Raw genomic sequence first — 19,704 nt, forward strand, 5'->3', positions numbered from 1 at the left:
TTGGAAGGCAGTCGGCTTAATTATTGGGCATCCAATACCAATGCCTAATTTCGCCTCATTCGGTTCAAGCCGTCACGGCTTCCAGCGGCCGATCTCGAACGCCGCCAGATGTCCGGCGATGTCGTCGGGGGTGAAGGCGGGACCGGCAAAGGCGCCGATCGCATCCGCACCGTTGCCCGACTTGCCCGGCTGTCCCAAGGAAGCCCCCATGGCAGCGTCATAGAGATCCGGCCTGAACACCTCCATGGCGGTCTTGAGCGCGTCCGGCCGCATCGCCGTCTGTCCCCAGCGCACCATCTGGGCGTAAAGCCAGGCGGCCTGGGCGGGATCGGGCCGCGCGGCGCCCTCGCGTCCGACCAGCAGATAGCGGCTGCTTTCGCGGATGCTTCCGTCGGGCGAAATCTTCAACCGGCCATCCAGCGTCCGCAGGATCACTCCGGCATCGACGCCGATGTATTCCGGCTTCGCGAGGATATGCGCGGCCTCGGTGCGATTGTCCGGTTGCTCGATGAATTGCGCGGCGCGCGAGGCGGCCCGGATCAAGGCCGTCAGGACTTCCGGATTTTTGTCCGACCAGCTCTGCCTGACCGCAAGCACCTTCTCCGCGGCGCGCACCAGGATGTCGGAGACGAAATGCAGGATGTGACCGACGCCGAGATCGACGGCCACCGAATTCCAGGGCGCGCCGACGCAGAACGCATCGACATGCCCGTTGGCCAGGCTGTCCACCATGTAGGGCGGCGGCAGCACCACCAGATGGACGTCCTCGTCGGGATCGACCCCGCCCGCCGCCATCCAGAACCGGAGCTGGTAGTTATGGGTCGAGAACGGAAACGTCATGCCGAACGTCAGCGGCTCCGCGCCGGCCTTGCGCCGCGCCGCCACCACCCGGGACAGCGCCTGCGCCGTCACCAGCGGATTGCGCGGGTCGCCGTCGATCTCGCCCGTGATCGCCGCATGCAGCGCCGGCGAGATCGTGATCGCATTGCCGTTGAGGCCGAGATTGAACGGCGCCGCGATCGGCACCTTGACGTGGCCGAGGCCGAGGCTTGAGGCGATCGCAACCGGCGCCAGCAGGTGCGCCGCGTCGAACCGGCCGATATTGAGCTTGTCGCGGACGTTGGACCACGACACTTCCCGCGTCAGCGTGACATCGAGCCCCTCAGCGGCGGCAAAGCCCTTGTCGACGGCAATGATCAGCGCGGAGGCATCTACCAGTGGAATGAAGCCGATATGCAGCGGTGTGGTCATTTCAGCAGCTCCGACGCGGTCAGGATCGACTGCGCGATCTCGCCGATTTTCTTCTTTTCGCGCATCGCGGTGGACCGCAGCAGCACGTAGGCCTCGTCTTCCGTCAGGCCCTTTACCTTCATCAGGATCCCCTTGGCGCGATCGATGACCTTGCGTTCCTCCAACGCGGATTTGGTGCGGTCGAGCTCATCCTGCAGCTTGGAAAAGGCATTGAAGCGCGAGATGCAGAGGTCGAGGATCGGCTTGATCCGCTCCTTCTTCAGGCCGTCGACGATATAGGCGGAGACGCCGGCATCGACCGAGGCCTGGATCGAGGCGGAGTCGCTCTGGTCGACGAACATCGCGATCGGGCGGCGCACGGCGCGGCTGACCTGGAACATCGCCTCCAACACGTCGCGGCTGGGGTTTTCCAGGTCGATCAGGATGACATCAGGGTCTTCGGAGTAGATCCGCGCCAGCAGGCTCTGCATTTCGCTGATATGGACCACGCGGGTAAAGCCCGCCTCCCGCAGCCCCTCTTCGAGAATGGCCGCGCGGATCGGGCTTTCGTCGACAATGACGATTTTCGGTGACGACTCAGCGCTCATCGATCAACTCTTAACCCGGCGGGCCCATCCATAGCACGTCATGGTCCCGCGCAAAGCCTTGTAATTGTGGGCAATTGGGACTAGCTCGTGCTGATCAATCAGGCAGATAAGATATGCAACAGGCCGCCGCGCCCAAGATCAGCTTTGTTTCGTTGGGATGCCCCAAGGCGCTGGTGGATTCCGAGCGCATTATCACGCGGCTGCGGGCCGAAGGCTATGAACTGGCGCGCAAGCATGACGGCGCCGACATCGTCATCGTTAACACCTGCGGGTTCCTGGACAGCGCCAAGCAGGAATCGCTCGGCGCTATCGGCGAGGCCATGGCGGAGAACGGCAAGGTGATCGTCACCGGCTGCATGGGCGCGGAACCCGAGCAGATCGAGGCCGCCTATCCGGGCGTGCTGTCGATCACGGGTCCGCAGCAATATGAGAGCGTGCTCGACGCGGTGCACCGGGCGCTGCCGCCGGTCCATAATCCGCATCTCGACCTGGTGCCGCCGCAGGGCGTCAAGCTGACGCCGCGGCACTACGCCTACCTGAAGATTTCCGAAGGCTGCAACAATCGCTGCAGTTTCTGCATCATCCCGAAGCTGCGCGGCGACCTGATATCGCGCCCGGCGGGTGACGTGCTGCGCGAGGCAGAAAAATTGGTCGCGGCCGGCGTCAAGGAACTGCTTGTGATCTCGCAGGACACGTCAGCCTACGGCGTCGACATCAAATATGCCGAGAGCCCGTGGCAGGACCGCCAGGTCCGCGCCAAGTTCTTCGACCTCGCAAAAGAACTCGGCGAGCTCGGTGCCTGGGTGCGGCTGCAATATGTCTACCCCTACCCGCATGTCGATGAAGTCATCGGCCTGATGACCGAGGGCAAGGTTTTGCCCTATCTCGACATTCCCTTTCAGCATGCGAGCCCGGAAGTGCTCAAGGCGATGAAGCGCCCGGCCGCGCAGGAAAAGACGCTGGCGCGGATCAAGAAGTGGCGCGAGCAATGTCCCGAGCTGACGCTGCGCTCGACCTTCATCGTCGGCTTCCCCGGCGAGACCGATTCTGATTTTGCTTATTTGCTCGATTGGCTCGAGGAAGCCGAGATCGATCGCCTCGGCTGCTTCAAATATGAACCGGTCGCCGGCGCGAGCTCGAATGCGATCGGCAGTCCCGTGCCCGACGACATCAAGCAGGAGCGCTGGAACGCGCTGATGGCGCGGCAGCAGAAGATCTCCGCGCGCCGTCTGAAGCGCAAGGTCGGCACGCGGCAGCAGATCATCATCGACGAAGTCGGCCCGACCGTCTCGAAGGGCCGGTCCAAGGCCGATGCGCCCGAAATCGACGGCGCGGTCTATGTCTCCAGCCGACGTCCGTTGCGGGTCGGCGAAATCGTCACCGCCAAGATCGAGCGCGCGGACCAATACGATCTGCACGGTAGCGTCGCGGGGTTCTGACCCTTCTGCTCAAGTCGCGAGCCAGCCCGGCACCCATCGTTCGGGCCGGGGTGCGCGGACAAGGTCGGCTCGCGCCTCAGCAATTGCGACGGGAACGTCATTGATCGCCGGACGCGTCTCATAGTCGAAGCGCGGCAGGATGCGACCATCGGCGCCCATCGAAAACGACATCGAATACCAAAGGCCGAGATCGGGTTTCGCCCGCCACATGTCGTCGCGCAGACCGCGCAGCAACGGTTCAATCGCGAAGGATTCTTCGATCGGTTGGCGGCCGCGATCCAGCACGCGGACCTGATATTGCTGGCCAGCGATCGCGACCTCGAAAATCGTGCGATCCCATGGCGTCTTGCCAGGTGGCCGATGCGCAATCAACTGATCCGCTAACCTGATCATCGCCGGATGCGTTTCCCAAAACGCCTCGCGATCCCTGCACCATTTCTCCATCCAGCGGCCGAAGTCCGGCAGTCCGGTCGGCGGCTCGGTCAAACTCCTGAGGTCCCTCACGCGGAAACGTTTGGCCAACCAATCGGCGAGTTCGTGCGTCTCATCCTCTGCGTCTTCGTGCGGAGTAAAGTCGGTCCACACCACGTCTTCCTCAAATCGCTGGATTGCGATCTTGGCCAGCAAACCCTCGAGCGACGCCGCGATGATTTCGTATTGGCCTTCGGAACCAAGCACCACGATCGGCGCATTGGCGACGCTGGTGCCGGCCCCGTACCAGGCGCCGACGACCGAGCCTTCCGGCAATCGCGCAAACAGCGCGAACTGGTCGCGCAGCGGGCTGCCATCGACGATCGGCGCATTGTCGGAAAAGTCCCCGACAAGCTCGTAGCAGCCGGCATTGCCCCAATCGCGACCTTTGAGCCAGCCAGCGAAATCAATCAGTAATGGCGGCGCCTCGGTGCCCGGCGGAAATGCCCTGCGGATGCTGTCGATGTCGATGGGATAGGAATAGTCGTCGGACACTGGGATGACCTTGTGCGGTTGGTGGGCCCGCCTTGGTCGGCTCCATGATCGAGCCGGTTCAATTGCGAGCCTGGAATGTGAACCGATCCGGCCTTTGCGGTCACCAAGGGACACAATTTTCGGATTGGCAACGCAGGTAAGCGCGAGATCGATGATGGCGAGTTTCAAAAGGACTGAAATTGGTTTCCGCGCCGCCAAGACCATGCTGTGTCTGGTGACCCTGCTCACGGCAATGCCGGCTTTGGCGAAGCCATCGTCACCCGTGACCCAGGCTCGAGCCTCATGCTTCAGCGGCGGCAAGGCCACCCCTGACCAGATTATCGCAGGCTGCACGGCCGTGATCGCGGCGAAAGGTACCAAGCCAAAAGACCTCGTCGGCGCCTACCTCAATCGTGGCGCCAACTACCTCACCAAGAACGACAGCGACCGCGCCATTGCCGACTTCAGCGAACTGATCCGGCGCAATCCGAAGCTTGGCGGCGCCTACACCAACCGTGGCGAAGCCTGGCGTCGCAAGGGCGAGGTTGACAGGGCGATCGCCGATCTGGACCGCGCGATCGCGCTCGATCCGAAGGGATCGTTCGCCTGGTTTAACCGTGGAATCACCTACAGCGACAAGGGTGAACCGGAAAAGGCGATTGCCGATTATAATCAGGCGATCCGGCTCAATTCGATCGATCCCTGGTACTACAACAACCGCGGCAACTCCTACGGCGACATCAACGATTTCGGCCGCGCGATGGCCGACTATGATCACGCGCTCAAGCTCGACCCGAAATTTGCACTCGCCTATTTCAACCGCGGCACCGCCTATTGGAATCACGGCGACGAAGCCCGCGCGCTCGCCGACCTGAATACGTCAATCCGGCTCGACCCGAACTACGCCGCCGCCTATGGCAACCGGGCGCGCCTGTTCAGGGGCAAAGGCGAGATCGAACGCGCGCTCGCCGACCTGGACCAGTCGCTGCGGCTGGCGCCTGACGAATATCGCGATGCCTATGCGCGCGGTCTTATTCACTTTGACCGTCACGACTTTTCACGGTCGCTGTCCGACTTCGACCAGGCGATCCGGTTCAATCCGAAATACGCCGCCGCGCTCAACGCCCGCTGCCTGACACGGGCCATTCTCGACCGTCCGCAGGAAGGGCTCGCAGACTGCAGCGAGTCGCTCCGGCACAGGCCGGACGATGCCCAAACGCTCGACAGCCGCGCCTTCTGCTTTCTCAAGCTCGGCCAACTCGACGCGGCGATCGACGGTTTCACCGTTGCGCTCGGCGTCGATCCGAAGCTGGCGAACTCGCTGTACGGCCGCGGCATCGCCAAGCGGAAAAAGGGCGACGAAAGCGGCGCAGAGAGCGACATGGCCGCCGCCAGGGCGATCAAGGCCGATATATCAGATGAATTCCGCCGCTATGGGATCGAGTGATGACCAGCTCCCCGCTTGACAGGGCCGGCCATTCGGCTGTATGGGCCTGCGCCATGACATTGAACCGGACCAACCGCCGCGCAGCTTTCCGTCGTCGCTCCAGCGACGATGATGGGCTGCGCCATGTCCGACGACACCGCTGATCAACTAGTTCAGCAACGTTTTCGAGAAGGCCGCACCCGAAAAGTGCGGCCTTCTTGCGTTTCGGCCTGCCCTTCACCCAAACCCAACGAGGAGCTCGACATGACCAGCGCTACCCAACCGTTCGACGCATTGATGAACATCACCGCGCGGCCGTCCACCGTCTTCGTCAAGGGCGAAGGCGCCTATCTGTGGGACGACAGCGGCAAGCGCTATCTCGATTTCATGCAGGGCTGGGCGGTCAATTGCCTCGGCCACTCGCCTGCCATCATCGCCGACGCCATTGCGGCGCAGGCAAAACTGCTGCTGACGCCAAGCCCCGCGTTCTTCAACGCGCCCAGCCTCAAGCTCGCCAATGCGCTGGTCGCCAACAGCTGCTTCGACCAGGTGTTCTTTGCGAATTCGGGGGCCGAAGCCAACGAGGGCGCCATCAAGCTCGCGCGCAAATTTGGCACGCTGTACAAGGGCGGCGCGCACGAGATCATCACCTTCGTCGGCGGCTTCCACGGCCGCACGCTCGCCACCATGTCGGCGTCAGGCAAGAAGGCTTTTGAGCCGCTGTTCGAGCCCAAGGTCACCGGATTTCCCAAGGCGCAGCTAAACGATCTCGATTCCGTCAAGCGACTGATCTCGGGCAAGACCGTTGCTGTCATGCTGGAGCCGATGCAGGGCGAAGCCGGCGTGTGGCCGGCGACCGATCAATTCCTCAGGGAGCTGCGGGCGCTGACCCAGGAGCGCGGGCTGCTCTTGATCGTCGACGAGATCCAGACCGGCATGGGCCGATCGGGCAAACTGTTCCACTACGAGCATGCCGGGATCGAGCCTGACATCATGACTCTCGGCAAGGGCATCGGCGGCGGCGTGCCGCTCGCAGCATTGCTGGCGACCGAATATGCATCCTGTTTCGAGCATGGCGACCAGGGCGGCACCTTCAACGGCAACCCGCTGATGTGCGCCGCCGGCCTTGCGGTGCTCGAACATGTCGTAGCGCCCGGCTTCCTGAAGTCCGTGGCGGACACGGGCCTGTTCCTGGAAAGCGAATTGCAGAAACTGTCCGCGCGCCACGGTCTCGGCAACGTGCGCGGCCGGGGTCTATTGCTGGCGCTCGACCTCAAACTGCCGATCGGCGCCTCGATCGTCGCGCAGGCCTTTGCCGAAGGCGTGCTGCTCAACTCGCCGCAGCCGGACGCGCTGCGGTTCATGCCGGCGCTCAACGTCACGCGCGAGGAGATTTCGATGATGATCGACTGCCTCGATACGGTGCTGACCCAGATGGGAGCGGCGCGGATGGTGGCGTAGCTCTAACAGATGTCGTCCCGGCCTTGAGCCGGGACCCATACGCCGCGGCCGTTGTAATGGCAGGCGGTCTCTGTCGGCTTTTTTCTATCGATGGATCACGCGGTATGGGTCCCCCGATGTGCAATTGCACATCTGAGCTCAAGGCCGGGACGACACTTTTTCCTACGGCCGAAACCTCACGGCCTCAAAATAATAGCCCCGGTCGTCGCCCTGCCCTCCAGGTCCGTGTGCGCCTTGGCGACGTCCTTCAGCGCATAGGCGTGGTTGATCGGAACGTGCAGTTTGCCGTTGATGACGGCGGCGAACAACGTGTCGGCGCCCTCCAGCAGGTCGCGGCGGGTGCTGACGTAATCGTTGAGCTTTGGCCGCGTCGCAAACAGCGAGCCGTGGTTGTTGAGCTCCGCGAGCGCGAACGGCGGCACCGGGCCCGAGGCGTTGCCGAAGCTGACGAACAGGCCGCGCGGCCGCAGGCAGGACAGCGAGCCCGGGAACGTGGTCTTGCCGACGCCGTCATAGACGACGTCGCACAGTTCGTTGCGGCTGATCTGTTTGACCCGCGCGACAAAGTCCTCCTCGTTGTAGAGGATGACATGGTCGCAGCCATTGGCGAGCGCGAGGTCGGCTTTCGCCTTGGTGCCGACGGTGCCGATCACATGCGCGCCGAGCGCCTTCGCCCATTGGCAGGCCAGCAGGCCGATGCCGCCGGCGGCCGCGTGGATCAGCACGCGGTGCCCGGGCTCGACCTTGAAGGTCTTGTGCAGGAGGTACCAGACCGTCAGGCCCTTGAGCATCAGGACAGCGCCCTGCTCGTAGGTGATGTGGTCGGGCAGCTTGACCAGCTTGTCCGCCGGGATCACGCGTTCAGAGGCGTAGCCGCCGAGATTGAAATAATAGGCGACGCGGTCGCCGGGATGGAAATTGGTGACACCAGGACCGACCGCCACCACCTCGCCCGCGGCCTCATTACCGGCGATGAAGGGCAACCCCGGCGCCTTGTAGAGACCGGTGCGGAAATACACGTCGATGAAGTTCAGGCCGACGGCGTGCTGGCGCATGCGGACCTCGCCCGGTCCCGGCGCCGGCACGTCGACGCTCTCATAGACCAGGGCTTCCGGACCCCCTACCTTGTGCACGCGCACGGCCTTGACCATGACCTTGTCTCCCTCGGTATCGGCTTCAAGCGCCCCGGCTCGTGGCGGAGCGAAAGCCATCAAGGCCGTATTGTCAACTCGCGGGGGCCTAAACCCGCTGTTTGACGACTTTTTTGCGATTGCGCCGGGCCAGCACGTTGAACAATTCGACCGCGGCCGCGAACACGATGGCGAAATAGATGTAGCCGCGCGGGATGTGGAATTTGAATCCGTCCGCCACCAGCGCCACACCGATTAGCACCAGGAACGCCAGCGCCAGCATCTTGGTGGTGGGGTGATCGGCCACGAACTTCGCCACCGGTCCTGACGAAACGTACATGATGAAGCAGGCGATCACGACGGCGGCCACCATGATCTCGATATCCTCCGCCATGCCGATCGCAGTGATGATCGAATCCAGCGAGAACACCATGTCGACGACGATGATCTGCATGATCACCCAGAAGAATACGCTCGCGCTCGGCTTGGCCTCGGGCTCGGCCTCGCGCGCCTCCACTTCGGCGTGAATTTCATGCGTCGCCTTCGCGATCAGGAACATGCCGCCGCCGATCAGGATGATGTCACGCCAGGACAGCGTCACGCTTTTCACGGTCAGCACAGGTTCCGTCAGGCCGATCAGCCACACCAGCACGCTGAGCAACATGATGCGGAACACCAGCGCCAGCAGCAAACCGATCTGGCGCGCGCGGTTGGCCTGCTCCGGCGGAAGCCTTGAGACGATCACCGACAGGAAGATGACGTTGTCGATGCCGAGGACGATTTCGAGCGTGGTCAACGTCAGCAACGCCACCCATGCTTCCGGGCTGGTCAGTAATTCCATCATGCCTTGAACGATTTCAGTTTGCGGATCACGGCATCGCTGCCGGCGACGTAGATGGCGATCGCACAGAGTCCGACGGTAATGGGAATGCCCACGGCGAAGTCGCAGACAATGGTGTAGGCCGCCAGCACGGCCCATGCGGCCAGCAGCCACATGGTCAGCCAGCGCAGGCGCACGACGCGGATCGGATGCAACACGTGGAACGGCGCGAAGGTCAGCGCGATCAGGACCGCTACGCCAAGAGTGGCAAGCGCCGGCGATGGATGCAGCAGGAACAGGTAGAATGCCGCGACGTTCCACACCGCCGGAAAGCCGCGGAAATGGTTGTCAGCCGCCTTCATGCGGCGGTCGGCAAAATAGAGCGCGCTAGAGGTCATGATGCCGATGCCGAGCAGCGGCGCCGCCATCGGCAGCAGCAAGCCACTCGCCGTGATGGCGTAAGCCGGAACGAACACGTAAGTGACGAAATCGACCACGAGGTCGAGCACCTCCCCGGACCAGTTCGGCTGCAGCCGCACCACGTCGAATTTGCGCGCGAGCGGTCCGTCGATGGCGTCAATGATGAGCGCGACGCCAAGCCAGCCGAACATGGCGGCCCAGTGCTCGCGCACCGCTTCCAGCATCGCAATCAGGCCGATGCCCGCTCCAAGCGCCGTGAAGACGTGGACGCCGAATGCGGCCGTCCGCATTCGGGTCGTAGCAGGAGATGCTATTGGTTCTTGTGTCTGGTCCATTGCTCCGGCAGTGCTAACAGGAATCGCCCCGATTTGCATACCGGCGCTTGCGGCGTTCCGCCGCGCAAATCGGTGGAAACATTTAAGAAGGTCAATGACTTGAAAATGCCGCCGGGAATGGCAATTGTTCCAATATGAACGATGCATCGCCAATTTATGACACCGTTGTGATCGGCGGCGGACCGGCGGGACTGACCGCCGCCATCGCGCTGGCGGAGACCGGTGCCAGGACCGCTTTGCTCGCCCGCCGAGTGCCCTATGCCGACAACCGCACCACGGCGCTGCTGGGCGCCTCCACCGATCTGCTCGAACGCCTCGACGTCTGGCGCCGCTGCCGGGATCAGGCCGCGGCCTTGCAGACCATGCGGCTCGTCGACGACACCGGCCGCCTGATCCGGGCGCCGGAAGTGCGGTTTTCGTCGCAGGAGATCGGCCTCGACCAGTTCGGCTACAACATCGACAACCGGACGCTGATGGCAGCCCTGGAAGAGCGCGCCGCCGAATTGTCCGGCCTGACGCGATTTGACGATGAGGCGGCAGCCGTCGATCCGCAGGATGCAATGGTTGCCATCCACACCCGTGCGGGCGGGTCGGTGTCGGCGCGGCTGGTGATCGGCGCCGACGGGCGGCAGTCCCTGTCTCGCGAGGCCGCCGGCATCGACGTCAAGCGCCGCGACCTGCATCAGTCGGCATTGACCTTCAACATCAGCCATTCAAGGCCGCACAGGAATATCTCCACCGAGTTTCATACCCCGCACGGGCCATGCGTGTTCGTGCCCCTGCCCGGCAACCGCAGCAGCGTGGTGTGGGTTTCCGCGGCCAATGAAGCGCAACGGCTGATGGCGCTCGGTGACGACGAATTGTCCGACGCTGCGGAAAAGCAATCGCATTCCATTCTCGGCAGAGTCCGGGTCGAGCCTGGACGCAATCTGTTTCCGCTCTCGATCGAAAGTCCAAAGCAGTTCGCCAGCCATCGCGTCGCGCTGGTCGGCGAATCCGCCCATGTGCTACCGCCGATCGGCGCGCAGGGTCTCAACATGGGATTGCGCGACGCCGCCGACATCGCCGATATCGCCGGGCAAGCCCTGTCGCTCGGCGAGGATCCGGGCGCGCCGCAGGTGCTGGCGCGCTATCAATCCGCCCGCAGCTCCGATGTCGTCAGCCGGATATTTGCCATCGACCTCGCCAACCGCTCACTGCTCAGCGATTTCCTCCCCGTGCAGTCGCTGCGCGCTGTGGGGCTGCATCTGATCGGCTCATTCGGCCCGCTGCGGCGGCTCGCCATGCGCGAGGGCCTCGCGCCATCATGGAAGCGCGTGGGTTAGGGCCTGAACCCGTAAAACCAGAGGCGTCCCAGCGGGATCATTACCGTGGCTTAGGGCGGCGGCACACCCAACGACTTGAGTCCGCCCAGAGCACTCTCGTTCTTTGGATTAATGGTCAGCGCCGCCTTGTAGGCGGCAACCGCTTCAGGACCTTTGCCAAGGCGCTGGTAGGCTGTGCCGCGCCACGCGTGCGCATTGCTCGATCGCGGCACGACCTTCAACACCGCGTTGAAATCGTCGATCGCATCCTGGTAGTGACCAAGCCGCAGTGATGCATACCCGCGTCCAAGATTGGCGTCGGCAGTCTCGCGCGGGGCCGGGATTGGATAATAGCCGAGAGCCAGAGTCTTGTCGTAATCGATCTTGGCCTCTTTGAACTTGCCGAGAGAGTTGTACGCACTGCCGCGCTCGCGGTAGTAGCTCGTGACCCCCGCGTTTCGCCGGATCGCTTCGGTGTAGCATTCCGCCGCCTTTTCATGTTGCCCGAGCCTGCCATGGACTTCGCCCTCGCCGAAGGGAAACCCGCCGTCGGTCGGAACAAGTTGGCCACCCTTGCGGAAATCGGTCAGCGCTTCGTCGTAACGTCCGAGGCGGTAAAAATAAAAGCCGCGCTTGGCATAGAAGTCGGGATCGAGCGGCTCGGTCTGTAAGGCCGCGTTGTAGTCGGCCTCGGCGCTCTCGTATTGTTTCAAATCCTCATAGGCAAAGGCACGCTGGCGCAGCAAGTTGCGCCGAACTTCGGCGCCGTAGAACACGTCTTCCAGTCCCTGGGTGTAGAGGTCGACTGCGCGCTGGTAGTCGCGTGCGCGCTCGGCCTGACGGGCACGCTTATGAAGGGCCGTCAACGTATCGTCGGATGGAAGGACCTCGTAACTGGGCGGAGGCCCGTTCAAGAGGCTTGCGAGTTGCCGCTGATGCCAGAAATGCAGGGCGGAACGCAGAATGATCGGAGTCACCGCGATCATGGAAATGACCACCACGATCATGGCAAGGAAAGCAACAAAGACAATGATCCAGCGGCGGCGCGTCATGGCGGAGAGTTTAAGCCTCCCCGGTAAATAGAACGCCGGACTTTGCGGTTGACGATGGATGAATTCGAAAGCTGACAATCTATTGAAGTCATTCACCCTATTCGCAGCACGGCGGCCGAACATTGGTGAAAATCACCACTTCTATTGCGTTCCAATAGGCGACACCGAGGCGCGTGATAGGTCCACGCCCTTCAAGGTAGCCCCAGCCTTCCGCTCTGGATGAACCACATCACGCTGGTCAGCGTGACGACAGAGGCGAAGGTGCCGATCAGGACGGCGACCGACGCCGGCTCGATCCAGGTGTTGTTCTGCCGCGCAATCACGAACACGTTGAGCGCCGGCGGCAGTGACGCCATCAGGACCGCGGTGGCGGCCCAGGGCTGCGCAAACGGCCCGAACAGCAGCATCAGGCCGAACACGATCAGCGGATGGATCAGGAGCTTGACCGCGATCACGCCGGGCACCTCCCAGGGCACGCGATCGAACGGGCGCAGCGCGACGGTCACGCCCAGCACGAACAGCGCCGTCGGTGCCGCGGCGTTCTGCAAAAACACCAGCGTGTTGTCGATCGCGACGGGGGGACGAAAATGCAGCGCCGCGGCGAGCGCGCCGGCGCCGGCCGACATGATCAGCGGGTTGAGCACGATCTGCCGCACCACGATGCGAAGCGTGTGCAGCAGCGAGCGGTGCTCGCGATCGGTGAACGCGATCAGGATCGGCACGATCGAAAACAGGAAAATGCTGTCGCAACAGAAAATCAGCGCGGTCGGCGCCGCCGCCTTGGTGCCGAGCACGGCGAGCGCCAGCCCCGGGCCCATATAGCCGATATTGCCGTAGGCGCCGGCCAGCCCGGCCAGGGTCGCCTTGCGCAGCGACAGATCGCCGATGACCCGGCCCGTCACCACGGCCACGACGAAGGCAATCACGGTGCCGAGCGTGGTCGCGATCAGGAATGGCGGGTTATTGAGTTCCGAAAACGGCGTCTTGGCCATGATGCCGAACATCAGGGCCGGCAGCGAGACGTAGAGCAGGAAGAAATTCATCCAGGCCAGCCCCGCCTCCGGCAGCCCCCTGGTCTTGCCGCAGGCAAAGCCGATGAAGATCACCCCGAAATAGGGAATCGCCAGATTGAGGATATCAGCCATGCAATGGAGGTCTTTTCTTCAACGTTTTCCGCGTGCTGTCGCCGGATGTGCCAGCTGGACTTGAGAGGTAATCAAGCTTTTGCCCCTAGCATCGGCCACAATCATGGTCTATTCGACGAGATATGATTAAAGCGCGCACCGCCAAATTCCAGATCGGTCAGATCGTCCGCCACCGGGTGTTTTCATTCCGGGGCGTGATTTTCGACATCGATCCGGTATTCAACAATACCGAGGAATGGTGGTTGTCGATCCCTGAGAACGTTCGGCCGCACAAGGATCAGCCGTTCTATCACCTGCTGGCGGAGAATTCGGACTCCGAATACGTCGCTTATGTCTCCGAGCAGAACCTGCTGCCCGACGAGTCCGGCGAACCGATCCGGCATTCGCAGGTCGCCGAGATCTTCGTCAAGGACAAGTCCGGCGGCTACCGTCCGCGCAATCCCTCGCTGAACTGACCTGGCTCCATCCGAGCTCTAAAGGTTCTCTGAACGAAAAAGGCGCCCCGACCGGGCGCCTTTTTGTCTGTCGATCGAAGCAGCGTTACTTGGCCGCCGGATTGGCCGGCGCGCCGCCGGCGGGCGGGTTGGCCTCGAGCTTCTTGCGCGCTTCTTCAGCCCGCTTCTGCAGCTCTTCCTGCAACTTCTGCTGGGTCTTTTCGAATTCCTTGGGGTCGGTCGGCGGGCCGTCATAGGCCTTGGCGAATTCGGCCAGCGGCAGCGGCAGCGTCAGCGGCGCGCCGTTGGAGTTGATCGCCTGGACCACCAGGTTCTGGCCCTTCTTCAGGTTGGCCAGCAGTTCCGGGGTCACTTCATAGTCCGACATGCAACCATTCTGGAAGCAGATCACATAGGGGCTCTGCGCCGGGGGATTGGCATCGACGATGACGCGGGTGCCGTGCACGAGCTGCATGCCGAGCGGCAGCGTCACGCGCAGGATCTTCTTCGGCTCGCCTTCAGGCTCGATGATGACGGCCGCGATGACCGGCTGGCCGGACTCGATGCGCCCGTCCTTGCCGGTGAAGCAGACCTGCTTCGCGCCGGCGTCCTGCCCCTTGAGGCAGAATTTGGTCCAGGGCGCATAGATCAGCTGAACCTGCTGGTCCTGCGACTGACCGCCTGCGGGGGGAGCGCCGCCGGCGGCCGCTGGCGGGGCCGGCTGGGCGTTCGGGGCGGCAGGCGCCTGAGCCTTCGGAGCGGCTTTCGGGGCAGCCTTGGGAGCGGCCTTCGGGGCCTCCTTGGGCGCCGCTGCGGGGGCTCCGGGGGCCGGAGCCGGGGTCTGGGCCTGCGCGCTCGCAACGAGCGCCGACAATGCCGTCGCCGCCAACAAGGCGGCAACCCGCCCACGCGGCCGGACGGCCAAAATACGGAAATTCATTGCGGAAAACCCTTTCTGAACGGGAGCGCCCGAAACCGCTGCAGGCACCGACACCTAGCCGTTTGGGCGGCTGTCTCCTAGTCAATTGAGGCGGATACGTGACAGCGCCACCGCCCTGACCAATTGCACGCCTTCAATACAGCGGCAGACGAAAAGATCAATGCCGACAAGTATCTTTGGCTGCGGTCCCGGTGGACACCAAGGCCTATGGTCAAGGCCTATGGTAAAGCTCGCTGGTGTGTCATTCCGAATCAAATCCGCGCGTGCCGATGTTAGCCTTTGGACGTATCCGGCTTGGTATTCTCGCCAGCGTTGTGCTGGCGCTCGGCCTGGTGCCGTTGGCGCTCGCGGGCAAGGCCCGCGCCGGTGAAAGCCATGCGATCTCCATGCATGGCGCGCCGGCCCTGCCGGCCGATTTTGCCCACATGCCCTACGCCAATCCGGATGCGCCGAAGGGTGGCCGGCTGGTCTGGGGTCTGCTTGGCACCTTCGACAGCCTCAATCCGTTCATCGTCCGGGGCCTCGCCCTGCAGCAGATCAGGGGCTTTGTCGTCGAGAGCCTGATGAGCCGCGGCAATGACGAGGCCTTCACGCTCTACGGGCTGCTGGCCAGGAGCGTCGAGACCGACGACATCAGAAGCTATGTCACGTTCCATCTCGATCCCCGGGCGCGGTTCTCGGATGGCAAGCCGGTCGTGGCCGACGACGTGCTGTTTTCCTGGGCGCTGCTGCGCGACCGCGGCCGCCCCAACCACCGCCAGTATTACGCCAAGGTCGCCAAGGCCGCGGCGCCCGACCCGCTCACCATCAGGTTCGATTTCGGCGGCGCGCCTGACCGTGAACTGCCGCTGATCCTCGGCCTGATGCCGATATTGCCACGCCATGCGGTCGATCCCGAAACCTTTGAAGAAACCACGATGACCGGACCGGTCGGTTCCGGTCCCTATCGCGTCACTGCGGTGCGCCCCGGCGCGAGCGTCACGCTGACGCGCAATCCCGACTATTGGGGCCGTGACCTGCCGGCGAACCGGGGCCTGTGGAACTTCGACGAGATAAGGTTCGATTACTACCGCGAGTCCAACGGCCAGTTCGAAGCCTTCAAGCGCGGTCTGTATGATTTCCGCAATGAGGCCGAGCCACTGCGCTGGCACGACGGCTATGATTTCCCGGCCGCCCGCAGCGGCGAGCTGATCCGCGACACCATCAAGCCGGGGATGCCGCAGCCGTCGGAGTATTTGGTGTTCAACACCCGCCGCCCATTGTTTTCCGACGTCCGGGTGCGGCGCGCACTGACGCTGCTGTTCGATTTCGAATGGATCAACCGCAACTACTTCTTCGGCCTCTATACGCGTGCCGGAGGCTTCTTCGCCGGGTCGGAATTATCAGCCTATGGCCGCGCCGCCGATGCACGCGAGCGCGAACTGTTGAAACCCTACCTCGCGCATATTCCGCGTGACATTCTCGACGGCAGCTTCCGCCTGCCCGTCACTGACGGTTCGGGCCGCGACCGCGCCGCGCTGCGGGCCGCCCTCGCTCTGCTGTCCGAGGCCGGCTACGCGCTCGACGGCACCGTGCTGCGCCAGCGCGCCAACAAAACACCCCTCACCTTCGAGATCCTGGTCACGACGCGCGATCAGGAACGGATCGCGCTGGCCTACGCCAGAGACCTCAAGCGCGCCGGCATCGAGGCCAGCGTGCGCGCGGTCGATCCGGTGCAATTCGACCAGCGCCGGCTCGCCTACGAGTTCGACATGCTGCAGAACCGCTGGGACCAGTCACTGTCGCCCGGCAATGAGCAGTCGTTCTATTGGGGCAGCCAGGCCGCCGATATATCAGGCACAAGGAACTACATGGGCGCAAAGGATCCAGCGATCGACGCCCTGATCGCGGCGCTGCTGGAGGCCCGCGAGCGACCGGAATTCGTCTCGGCGGTGCGGGCGCTGGACCGCACCCTGATGTCGGGCTTCTACGCTATCCCGTTGTTTAACGTCGCCGAGCAATGGATCGCGCGATGGAATCGGGTAGAACGGCCTTCAACCATCGCTTTGACGGGCTACCTGCCGGAAACGTGGTGGCACAGACCGGACGCGCAAACCAAATGACGCAAGCCATCGATGTGACGCCGTGACCCAGCCAGCCGCTTCGCCCACGCTCGATACGTTGTTCAAGCGGTCACTGGCACGGCAGCCGGATGCGACGGCGCTGGTCGATCCGCCCAACAAGCAGCGCGTCACCGGGCAGACGCCGAAGCGTCTCACCTACGCGCAGGCCGACCGCGCCATTTCCGCGCTGGCTGCGCATTTCATCGAATCCGGGTTGCCGGCCAACTCCGTCGTCGCGGTCCAGCTGCCGAACACCATCGAATTCGCGCTGACGATTCTGGCCGCCTATCGCGCCGGACTTGTGGTCGCCGTGCTGCCCTTGCTGTGGCGGCAGGCGGAACTGACCATGGCGCTCAACCGCACCGCGGCGCGGGCGATCGTGACCACAAGCAAGGTCGACGGCATCGTCTATTCGGATCTGGCCATGAATGCCGCGGCCGAAGCGTTTTCGATCCGCCATGTCTGCGGCTTCGGCACCGATTTGCCGGAAGGCATGGCCTCGCTCGACAACGCGATCCTTCGGGAATCGACAACGGCGCGCGCCGTCATTCAGGATGGCCGCAAGGCGGCGCTGATCTCGTTCGATCTGACGTCGGACGGTTTCCGGCCGGTGCCGCGCGCGCATCTCGGCCTGATCGCCGGAGGACTATCGGTCTCGCTCGAAAGCGACGTGCCGCAGGGCGCAACGATCCTGTCGGCGTTTTCGCCGATGTCGTTTGCCGGCCTCGCATCGACGCTGACGGTGTGGCTGCTGTCGGGCGGAACGCTGGTGTTGCACCATCCGTTCGACGAAGAAGTGCTGGAGCAGCAGGTCAACGAGCATGCCTGCGACACGCTGATTGCCCCGGCCCAACTGGCGCTGCGGCTGGACGAACTCGGCCTCGCGGGCAGCCTGCCCTCCCTGCGCAACGTCATCGGCTTGTGGCGCGCGCCGGAACAGGTGATGTCGAGCGCGTCCTGGTCGGCCCAGCAGGCGACGCTGACCGACGTCTATCTGTTCGGCGAAGTCGGTTTGTTCGGGGCGCGCCGGATTGCGGAGGACGGTTCGCCGGCCCTGATCAAGTCAGGACCGCATGGCGCGCCGCGCGAACTTCCGGGCTCCTCGATCGCGGGCGACATCCTGCTGACGCCGCGGGGCACCCTGGGACTGCGCGGACCGATGATCCCGGTCGCGGCCTATGCGCCCCCGCCGCCACCCAGCGACTCGCTGATCGCAGCCCCGCCGCGCGATTACGTCGACACTGATTATTCCGCGCGGCTCGACCGCTCGACCGGCGCCATCAATATTACCGCGCCGCCGTCCGGCATCATGGCGGTTGGCGGCTACCGCTTCCTGGCGCAGGACCTGCAGGAATGGGCGCGTCGCCTCGGGCAAGGCGCGCTGCTCACGGCATTGCCGGATCGCCTTAGCGGCCATCGGCTTGCCGGCCGCGCCCAGGACAACGCCCGCGCCCGCGACGCGCTGACGGAACTCGGGCTTAACCCGTTGATGGTCGAAGCGTTTCGCGACCGGGCCAACTCCACCTGAACGCAATCTCGCGGCTTGCGTTGACGCCACATTAAGCCCGGCAAACTAGGATCGCGCTCTCATACGTCGCGCGCTTGATCCGAGTTGTCAGATGTCCCAGCAAGGCCCGATCCTCGTCGTATCGACCGCAAGGCGGCCGTCGTTCGCCGCAGCGCTCGATGTCGCAAAGCTGTTTCCGGTCGTCGAGGCCGAATGGGCGGACGCAGGTCGCGCGGTCGAACAGCTGCAGCCGGCCGCGGTCTTGGCCGCGACGTCCGACGTCGATCAGGCCACGCTTGCCGCACTCGCCGCGCCGATCGCGGCCCACCAACCCTATCTGCCGCTGATCGCGGTCGATCCGCAGGGAACGTTGCCTGAGAACGCCATTCCGTTTTTCCAGAGCCAGGGGGATTCCAGCCGCCTCGTCGCGCGCCTGCGCGCGGCGCTGCGTGTCCGCTCGCTGCACGCGACCGTGATGCGCCGGCTGGTACCGGCCACCCGGATCGCGCTGTCTGATATTGACACCTTCCGGGATGCTACCGTGCTGCTGGTCGGCCGCGGCGGCGCCTACCCGACGCTGTCGGTCTCGCTCGGCGAGCAAACCGGCGTGGTCGGCGCGCTGAGCATCGAAGCCGCGGCGAAACATCTGAATACGCGCGACATCGACGGCATCGTGCTCAGCGAAGGCTTTAGCCCGCGCGTGGTCGATGCGTTCCTGACCGTGCTGGCGGAAGACGCCCGCTTCCGCCATCTGCCTGTCGTGGTGACGTCAGGCGATCTGTTGCCGGCCTATGAATTGCCGAACCTCGAAATCCTCTTGGGCGAGTCCGCACAGATGGTGGCGACCGCGCTGCCGCTGATCCGCCAGCATGCCTTTGAAGCGCATCTGAGCCGGACCCTGCGCTCGATCGACGCCGAGGGTTTGATCGACGCCCGCACCGGCCTGCTCACGCCAGGCGCCTTCGAGCGCGACTTCGCCAGCGCCGTCTACCAGACCCAGCAACGCGGCGGCGGCCTGTCGGTCGCGCGCTTCGCATTCGATCCCGCGCACCCCCGCGCCCAGTTCGACGGCGCGCGCATCATCAGCCGGCTGATGCGGCAGATGGACTTTGGCGCCGTTTGCGATGACGGATCGGTCGTGGTCGCCTTCGCCGAGACCGACCTCAAGACCGCGCACACGATCGCGCGGCGGCTGTCCAGCGTCATGCGCCACACCAGCCATGGCAAGCGCGACACGCGCGCAGAACCAACCGTGACGGTCGCGACGCTGGAGTCGAAGGATTCCGCAAAGGCGCTGCTCGCACGCCTCGGCGAAGAGGCCCATCGCGCCGCGTCTTAGGCCGCTTCCGTCATTGCGAGCGAAGCGAAGCAATCTATAGCGCGGCATAACGGAGGGGTGGATTGCT

Annotated in this window: 17 protein-coding genes; 8 read left to right on the forward strand and 9 right to left on the reverse strand. The window is 63.9% G+C overall.

What is annotated here, in order from left to right; translation table 11 throughout:
- Nucleotides 1–72: 72 nt before the first annotated feature.
- Both ABIE49_RS00835 and ABIE49_RS00840 read right to left on the reverse strand, forming a co-directional pair.
- Nucleotides 73–1,251 carry a CmpA/NrtA family ABC transporter substrate-binding protein gene (locus ABIE49_RS00835; protein ID WP_192736009.1) on the reverse strand — a complete coding sequence of 393 codons (1,179 nt, stop codon included), beginning with the start codon at nt 1,249–1,251 and terminating at the stop codon, nt 73–75.
- Nucleotides 1,248–1,838 (reverse strand): ANTAR domain-containing response regulator, encoded by a 591-nt coding sequence (locus tag ABIE49_RS00840; RefSeq protein ID WP_192736010.1) that lies wholly within the window; start codon nt 1,836–1,838, stop codon nt 1,248–1,250. Before ABIE49_RS00840 ends, ABIE49_RS00835 begins: the two co-directional genes overlap by 4 nt.
- Before the next feature lie 113 nt (nt 1,839–1,951).
- Between ABIE49_RS00840 and rimO the strand changes: the two genes are divergently transcribed.
- Nucleotides 1,952–3,277: a 30S ribosomal protein S12 methylthiotransferase RimO gene (rimO, locus tag ABIE49_RS00845; RefSeq protein WP_192736011.1), complete on the forward strand. Its 1,326-nt coding sequence runs from the start codon at nt 1,952–1,954 to the stop codon at nt 3,275–3,277.
- Between the two features lie 9 nt (nt 3,278–3,286).
- On the opposite strand, the gene ABIE49_RS00850 is transcribed toward rimO, so the two are convergent.
- Nucleotides 3,287–4,243 (reverse strand): hypothetical protein, encoded by a 957-nt coding sequence (locus tag ABIE49_RS00850; RefSeq protein ID WP_192736012.1) that lies wholly within the window; start codon nt 4,241–4,243, stop codon nt 3,287–3,289.
- A 154-nt stretch (nt 4,244–4,397) separates the two neighbouring features.
- Between ABIE49_RS00850 and ABIE49_RS00855 the strand changes: the two genes are divergently transcribed.
- Together ABIE49_RS00855 and ABIE49_RS00860 are read left to right on the forward strand one after the other, a co-directional pair.
- Entirely contained in the window at nt 4,398–5,669 is a 1,272-nt protein-coding gene (locus tag ABIE49_RS00855; RefSeq protein WP_192736013.1) for a tetratricopeptide repeat protein, read from the forward strand.
- 243 nt (nt 5,670–5,912) lie between these two features.
- Nucleotides 5,913–7,109 carry an acetylornithine transaminase gene (locus tag ABIE49_RS00860; RefSeq protein WP_192736014.1) on the forward strand — a complete coding sequence of 399 codons (1,197 nt, stop codon included), beginning with the start codon at nt 5,913–5,915 and terminating at the stop codon, nt 7,107–7,109.
- Between the two features lie 176 nt (nt 7,110–7,285).
- On the opposite strand, the gene ABIE49_RS00865 is transcribed toward ABIE49_RS00860, so the two are convergent.
- From ABIE49_RS00865 to pcsA, 3 genes are all read right to left on the reverse strand, one after another.
- The gene (locus ABIE49_RS00865; protein WP_192736015.1) at nt 7,286–8,260 is read right to left on the reverse strand and encodes a quinone oxidoreductase family protein; all 975 of its coding nucleotides are present in this window, start codon (nt 8,258–8,260) and stop codon (nt 7,286–7,288) included.
- An 88-nt stretch (nt 8,261–8,348) separates the two neighbouring features.
- A complete protein-coding gene (locus tag ABIE49_RS00870) occupies nt 8,349–9,083 on the reverse strand; it encodes a TerC family protein (protein ID WP_192736016.1) in 735 nt (244 codons plus the stop codon).
- Complete coding sequence (gene pcsA, locus ABIE49_RS00875; protein ID WP_192736017.1) at nt 9,080–9,814, reverse strand: phosphatidylcholine synthase; 735 nt, start codon at nt 9,812–9,814, stop codon at nt 9,080–9,082. Before pcsA ends, ABIE49_RS00870 begins: the two co-directional genes overlap by 4 nt.
- A 134-nt stretch (nt 9,815–9,948) precedes the next feature.
- Between pcsA and ABIE49_RS00880 the strand changes: the two genes are divergently transcribed.
- Nucleotides 9,949–11,139, forward strand: coding sequence for a UbiH/UbiF family hydroxylase (locus ABIE49_RS00880; RefSeq protein WP_192736018.1), 1,191 nt, complete (start codon nt 9,949–9,951; stop codon nt 11,137–11,139).
- A gap of 50 nt (nt 11,140–11,189) precedes the next feature.
- Here ABIE49_RS00880 and ABIE49_RS00885 read toward each other — a convergent pair whose 3' ends face one another.
- Both ABIE49_RS00885 and ABIE49_RS00890 read right to left on the reverse strand, forming a co-directional pair.
- Nucleotides 11,190–12,266 (reverse strand): tetratricopeptide repeat protein, encoded by a 1,077-nt coding sequence (locus ABIE49_RS00885; protein ID WP_192736019.1) that lies wholly within the window; start codon nt 12,264–12,266, stop codon nt 11,190–11,192.
- Between the two features lie 95 nt (nt 12,267–12,361).
- Nucleotides 12,362–13,315: an AEC family transporter gene (locus ABIE49_RS00890; protein WP_192736020.1), complete on the reverse strand. Its 954-nt coding sequence runs from the start codon at nt 13,313–13,315 to the stop codon at nt 12,362–12,364.
- A gap of 122 nt (nt 13,316–13,437) precedes the next feature.
- Here ABIE49_RS00890 and hspQ point away from each other — a divergent pair, with 122 nt between their 5' ends.
- Nucleotides 13,438–13,770, forward strand: a complete 333-nt coding sequence (hspQ, locus tag ABIE49_RS00895; RefSeq protein ID WP_192736021.1) for a heat shock protein HspQ — start codon at nt 13,438–13,440, stop codon at nt 13,768–13,770.
- A gap of 85 nt (nt 13,771–13,855) precedes the next feature.
- On the opposite strand, the gene ABIE49_RS00900 is transcribed toward hspQ, so the two are convergent.
- On the reverse strand, nt 13,856–14,689 hold the full coding sequence (locus tag ABIE49_RS00900) for an invasion associated locus B family protein (RefSeq protein ID WP_192736022.1): 834 nt from the start codon (nt 14,687–14,689) through the stop codon (nt 13,856–13,858).
- Nucleotides 14,690–14,958: 269 nt separating this feature from the next.
- Between ABIE49_RS00900 and ABIE49_RS00905 the strand changes: the two genes are divergently transcribed.
- From ABIE49_RS00905 to ABIE49_RS00915, 3 genes are all read left to right on the forward strand, one after another.
- Nucleotides 14,959–16,791 (forward strand): extracellular solute-binding protein, encoded by a 1,833-nt coding sequence (locus ABIE49_RS00905; RefSeq protein WP_192736023.1) that lies wholly within the window; start codon nt 14,959–14,961, stop codon nt 16,789–16,791.
- A gap of 22 nt (nt 16,792–16,813) precedes the next feature.
- On the forward strand, nt 16,814–18,319 hold the full coding sequence (locus tag ABIE49_RS00910) for an AMP-binding protein (RefSeq protein ID WP_192736024.1): 1,506 nt from the start codon (nt 16,814–16,816) through the stop codon (nt 18,317–18,319).
- A gap of 91 nt (nt 18,320–18,410) precedes the next feature.
- Nucleotides 18,411–19,637 carry a GGDEF domain-containing protein gene (locus ABIE49_RS00915; RefSeq protein WP_192736025.1) on the forward strand — a complete coding sequence of 409 codons (1,227 nt, stop codon included), beginning with the start codon at nt 18,411–18,413 and terminating at the stop codon, nt 19,635–19,637.
- Nucleotides 19,638–19,704: the final 67 nt, after the last annotated feature.

Origin of the sequence: Bradyrhizobium sp. OAE829, from assembly GCF_040546575.1 — a bacterium.
Lineage (GTDB): Bacteria > Pseudomonadota > Alphaproteobacteria > Rhizobiales > Xanthobacteraceae > Bradyrhizobium.

What these genes read in the sequence shown, in the direction of transcription:
- ABIE49_RS00900 (WP_192736022.1), bottom strand. Translation starts at nt 14,689, where the DNA reads ATGAATTTCCGTATTTTGGCCGTCCGGCCGCGTGGGCGGGTTGCCGCC.
- ABIE49_RS00915 (WP_192736025.1), top strand. Translation starts at nt 18,411, where the DNA reads ATGTCCCAGCAAGGCCCGATCCTCGTCGTATCGACCGCAAGGCGGCCG.
- ABIE49_RS00905 (WP_192736023.1), top strand. Translation starts at nt 14,959, where the DNA reads ATGTTAGCCTTTGGACGTATCCGGCTTGGTATTCTCGCCAGCGTTGTG.
- ABIE49_RS00865 (WP_192736015.1), bottom strand. Translation starts at nt 8,260, where the DNA reads ATGGTCAAGGCCGTGCGCGTGCACAAGGTAGGGGGTCCGGAAGCCCTG.
- pcsA (WP_192736017.1), bottom strand. Translation starts at nt 9,814, where the DNA reads ATGGACCAGACACAAGAACCAATAGCATCTCCTGCTACGACCCGAATG.
- ABIE49_RS00890 (WP_192736020.1), bottom strand. Translation starts at nt 13,315, where the DNA reads ATGGCTGATATCCTCAATCTGGCGATTCCCTATTTCGGGGTGATCTTC.
- rimO (WP_192736011.1), top strand. Translation starts at nt 1,952, where the DNA reads ATGCAACAGGCCGCCGCGCCCAAGATCAGCTTTGTTTCGTTGGGATGC.
- ABIE49_RS00860 (WP_192736014.1), top strand. Translation starts at nt 5,913, where the DNA reads ATGACCAGCGCTACCCAACCGTTCGACGCATTGATGAACATCACCGCG.
- ABIE49_RS00870 (WP_192736016.1), bottom strand. Translation starts at nt 9,083, where the DNA reads ATGATGGAATTACTGACCAGCCCGGAAGCATGGGTGGCGTTGCTGACG.
- ABIE49_RS00840 (WP_192736010.1), bottom strand. Translation starts at nt 1,838, where the DNA reads ATGAGCGCTGAGTCGTCACCGAAAATCGTCATTGTCGACGAAAGCCCG.
- hspQ (WP_192736021.1), top strand. Translation starts at nt 13,438, where the DNA reads ATGATTAAAGCGCGCACCGCCAAATTCCAGATCGGTCAGATCGTCCGC.
- ABIE49_RS00880 (WP_192736018.1), top strand. Translation starts at nt 9,949, where the DNA reads ATGAACGATGCATCGCCAATTTATGACACCGTTGTGATCGGCGGCGGA.
- ABIE49_RS00835 (WP_192736009.1), bottom strand. Translation starts at nt 1,251, where the DNA reads ATGACCACACCGCTGCATATCGGCTTCATTCCACTGGTAGATGCCTCC.
- ABIE49_RS00855 (WP_192736013.1), top strand. Translation starts at nt 4,398, where the DNA reads ATGGCGAGTTTCAAAAGGACTGAAATTGGTTTCCGCGCCGCCAAGACC.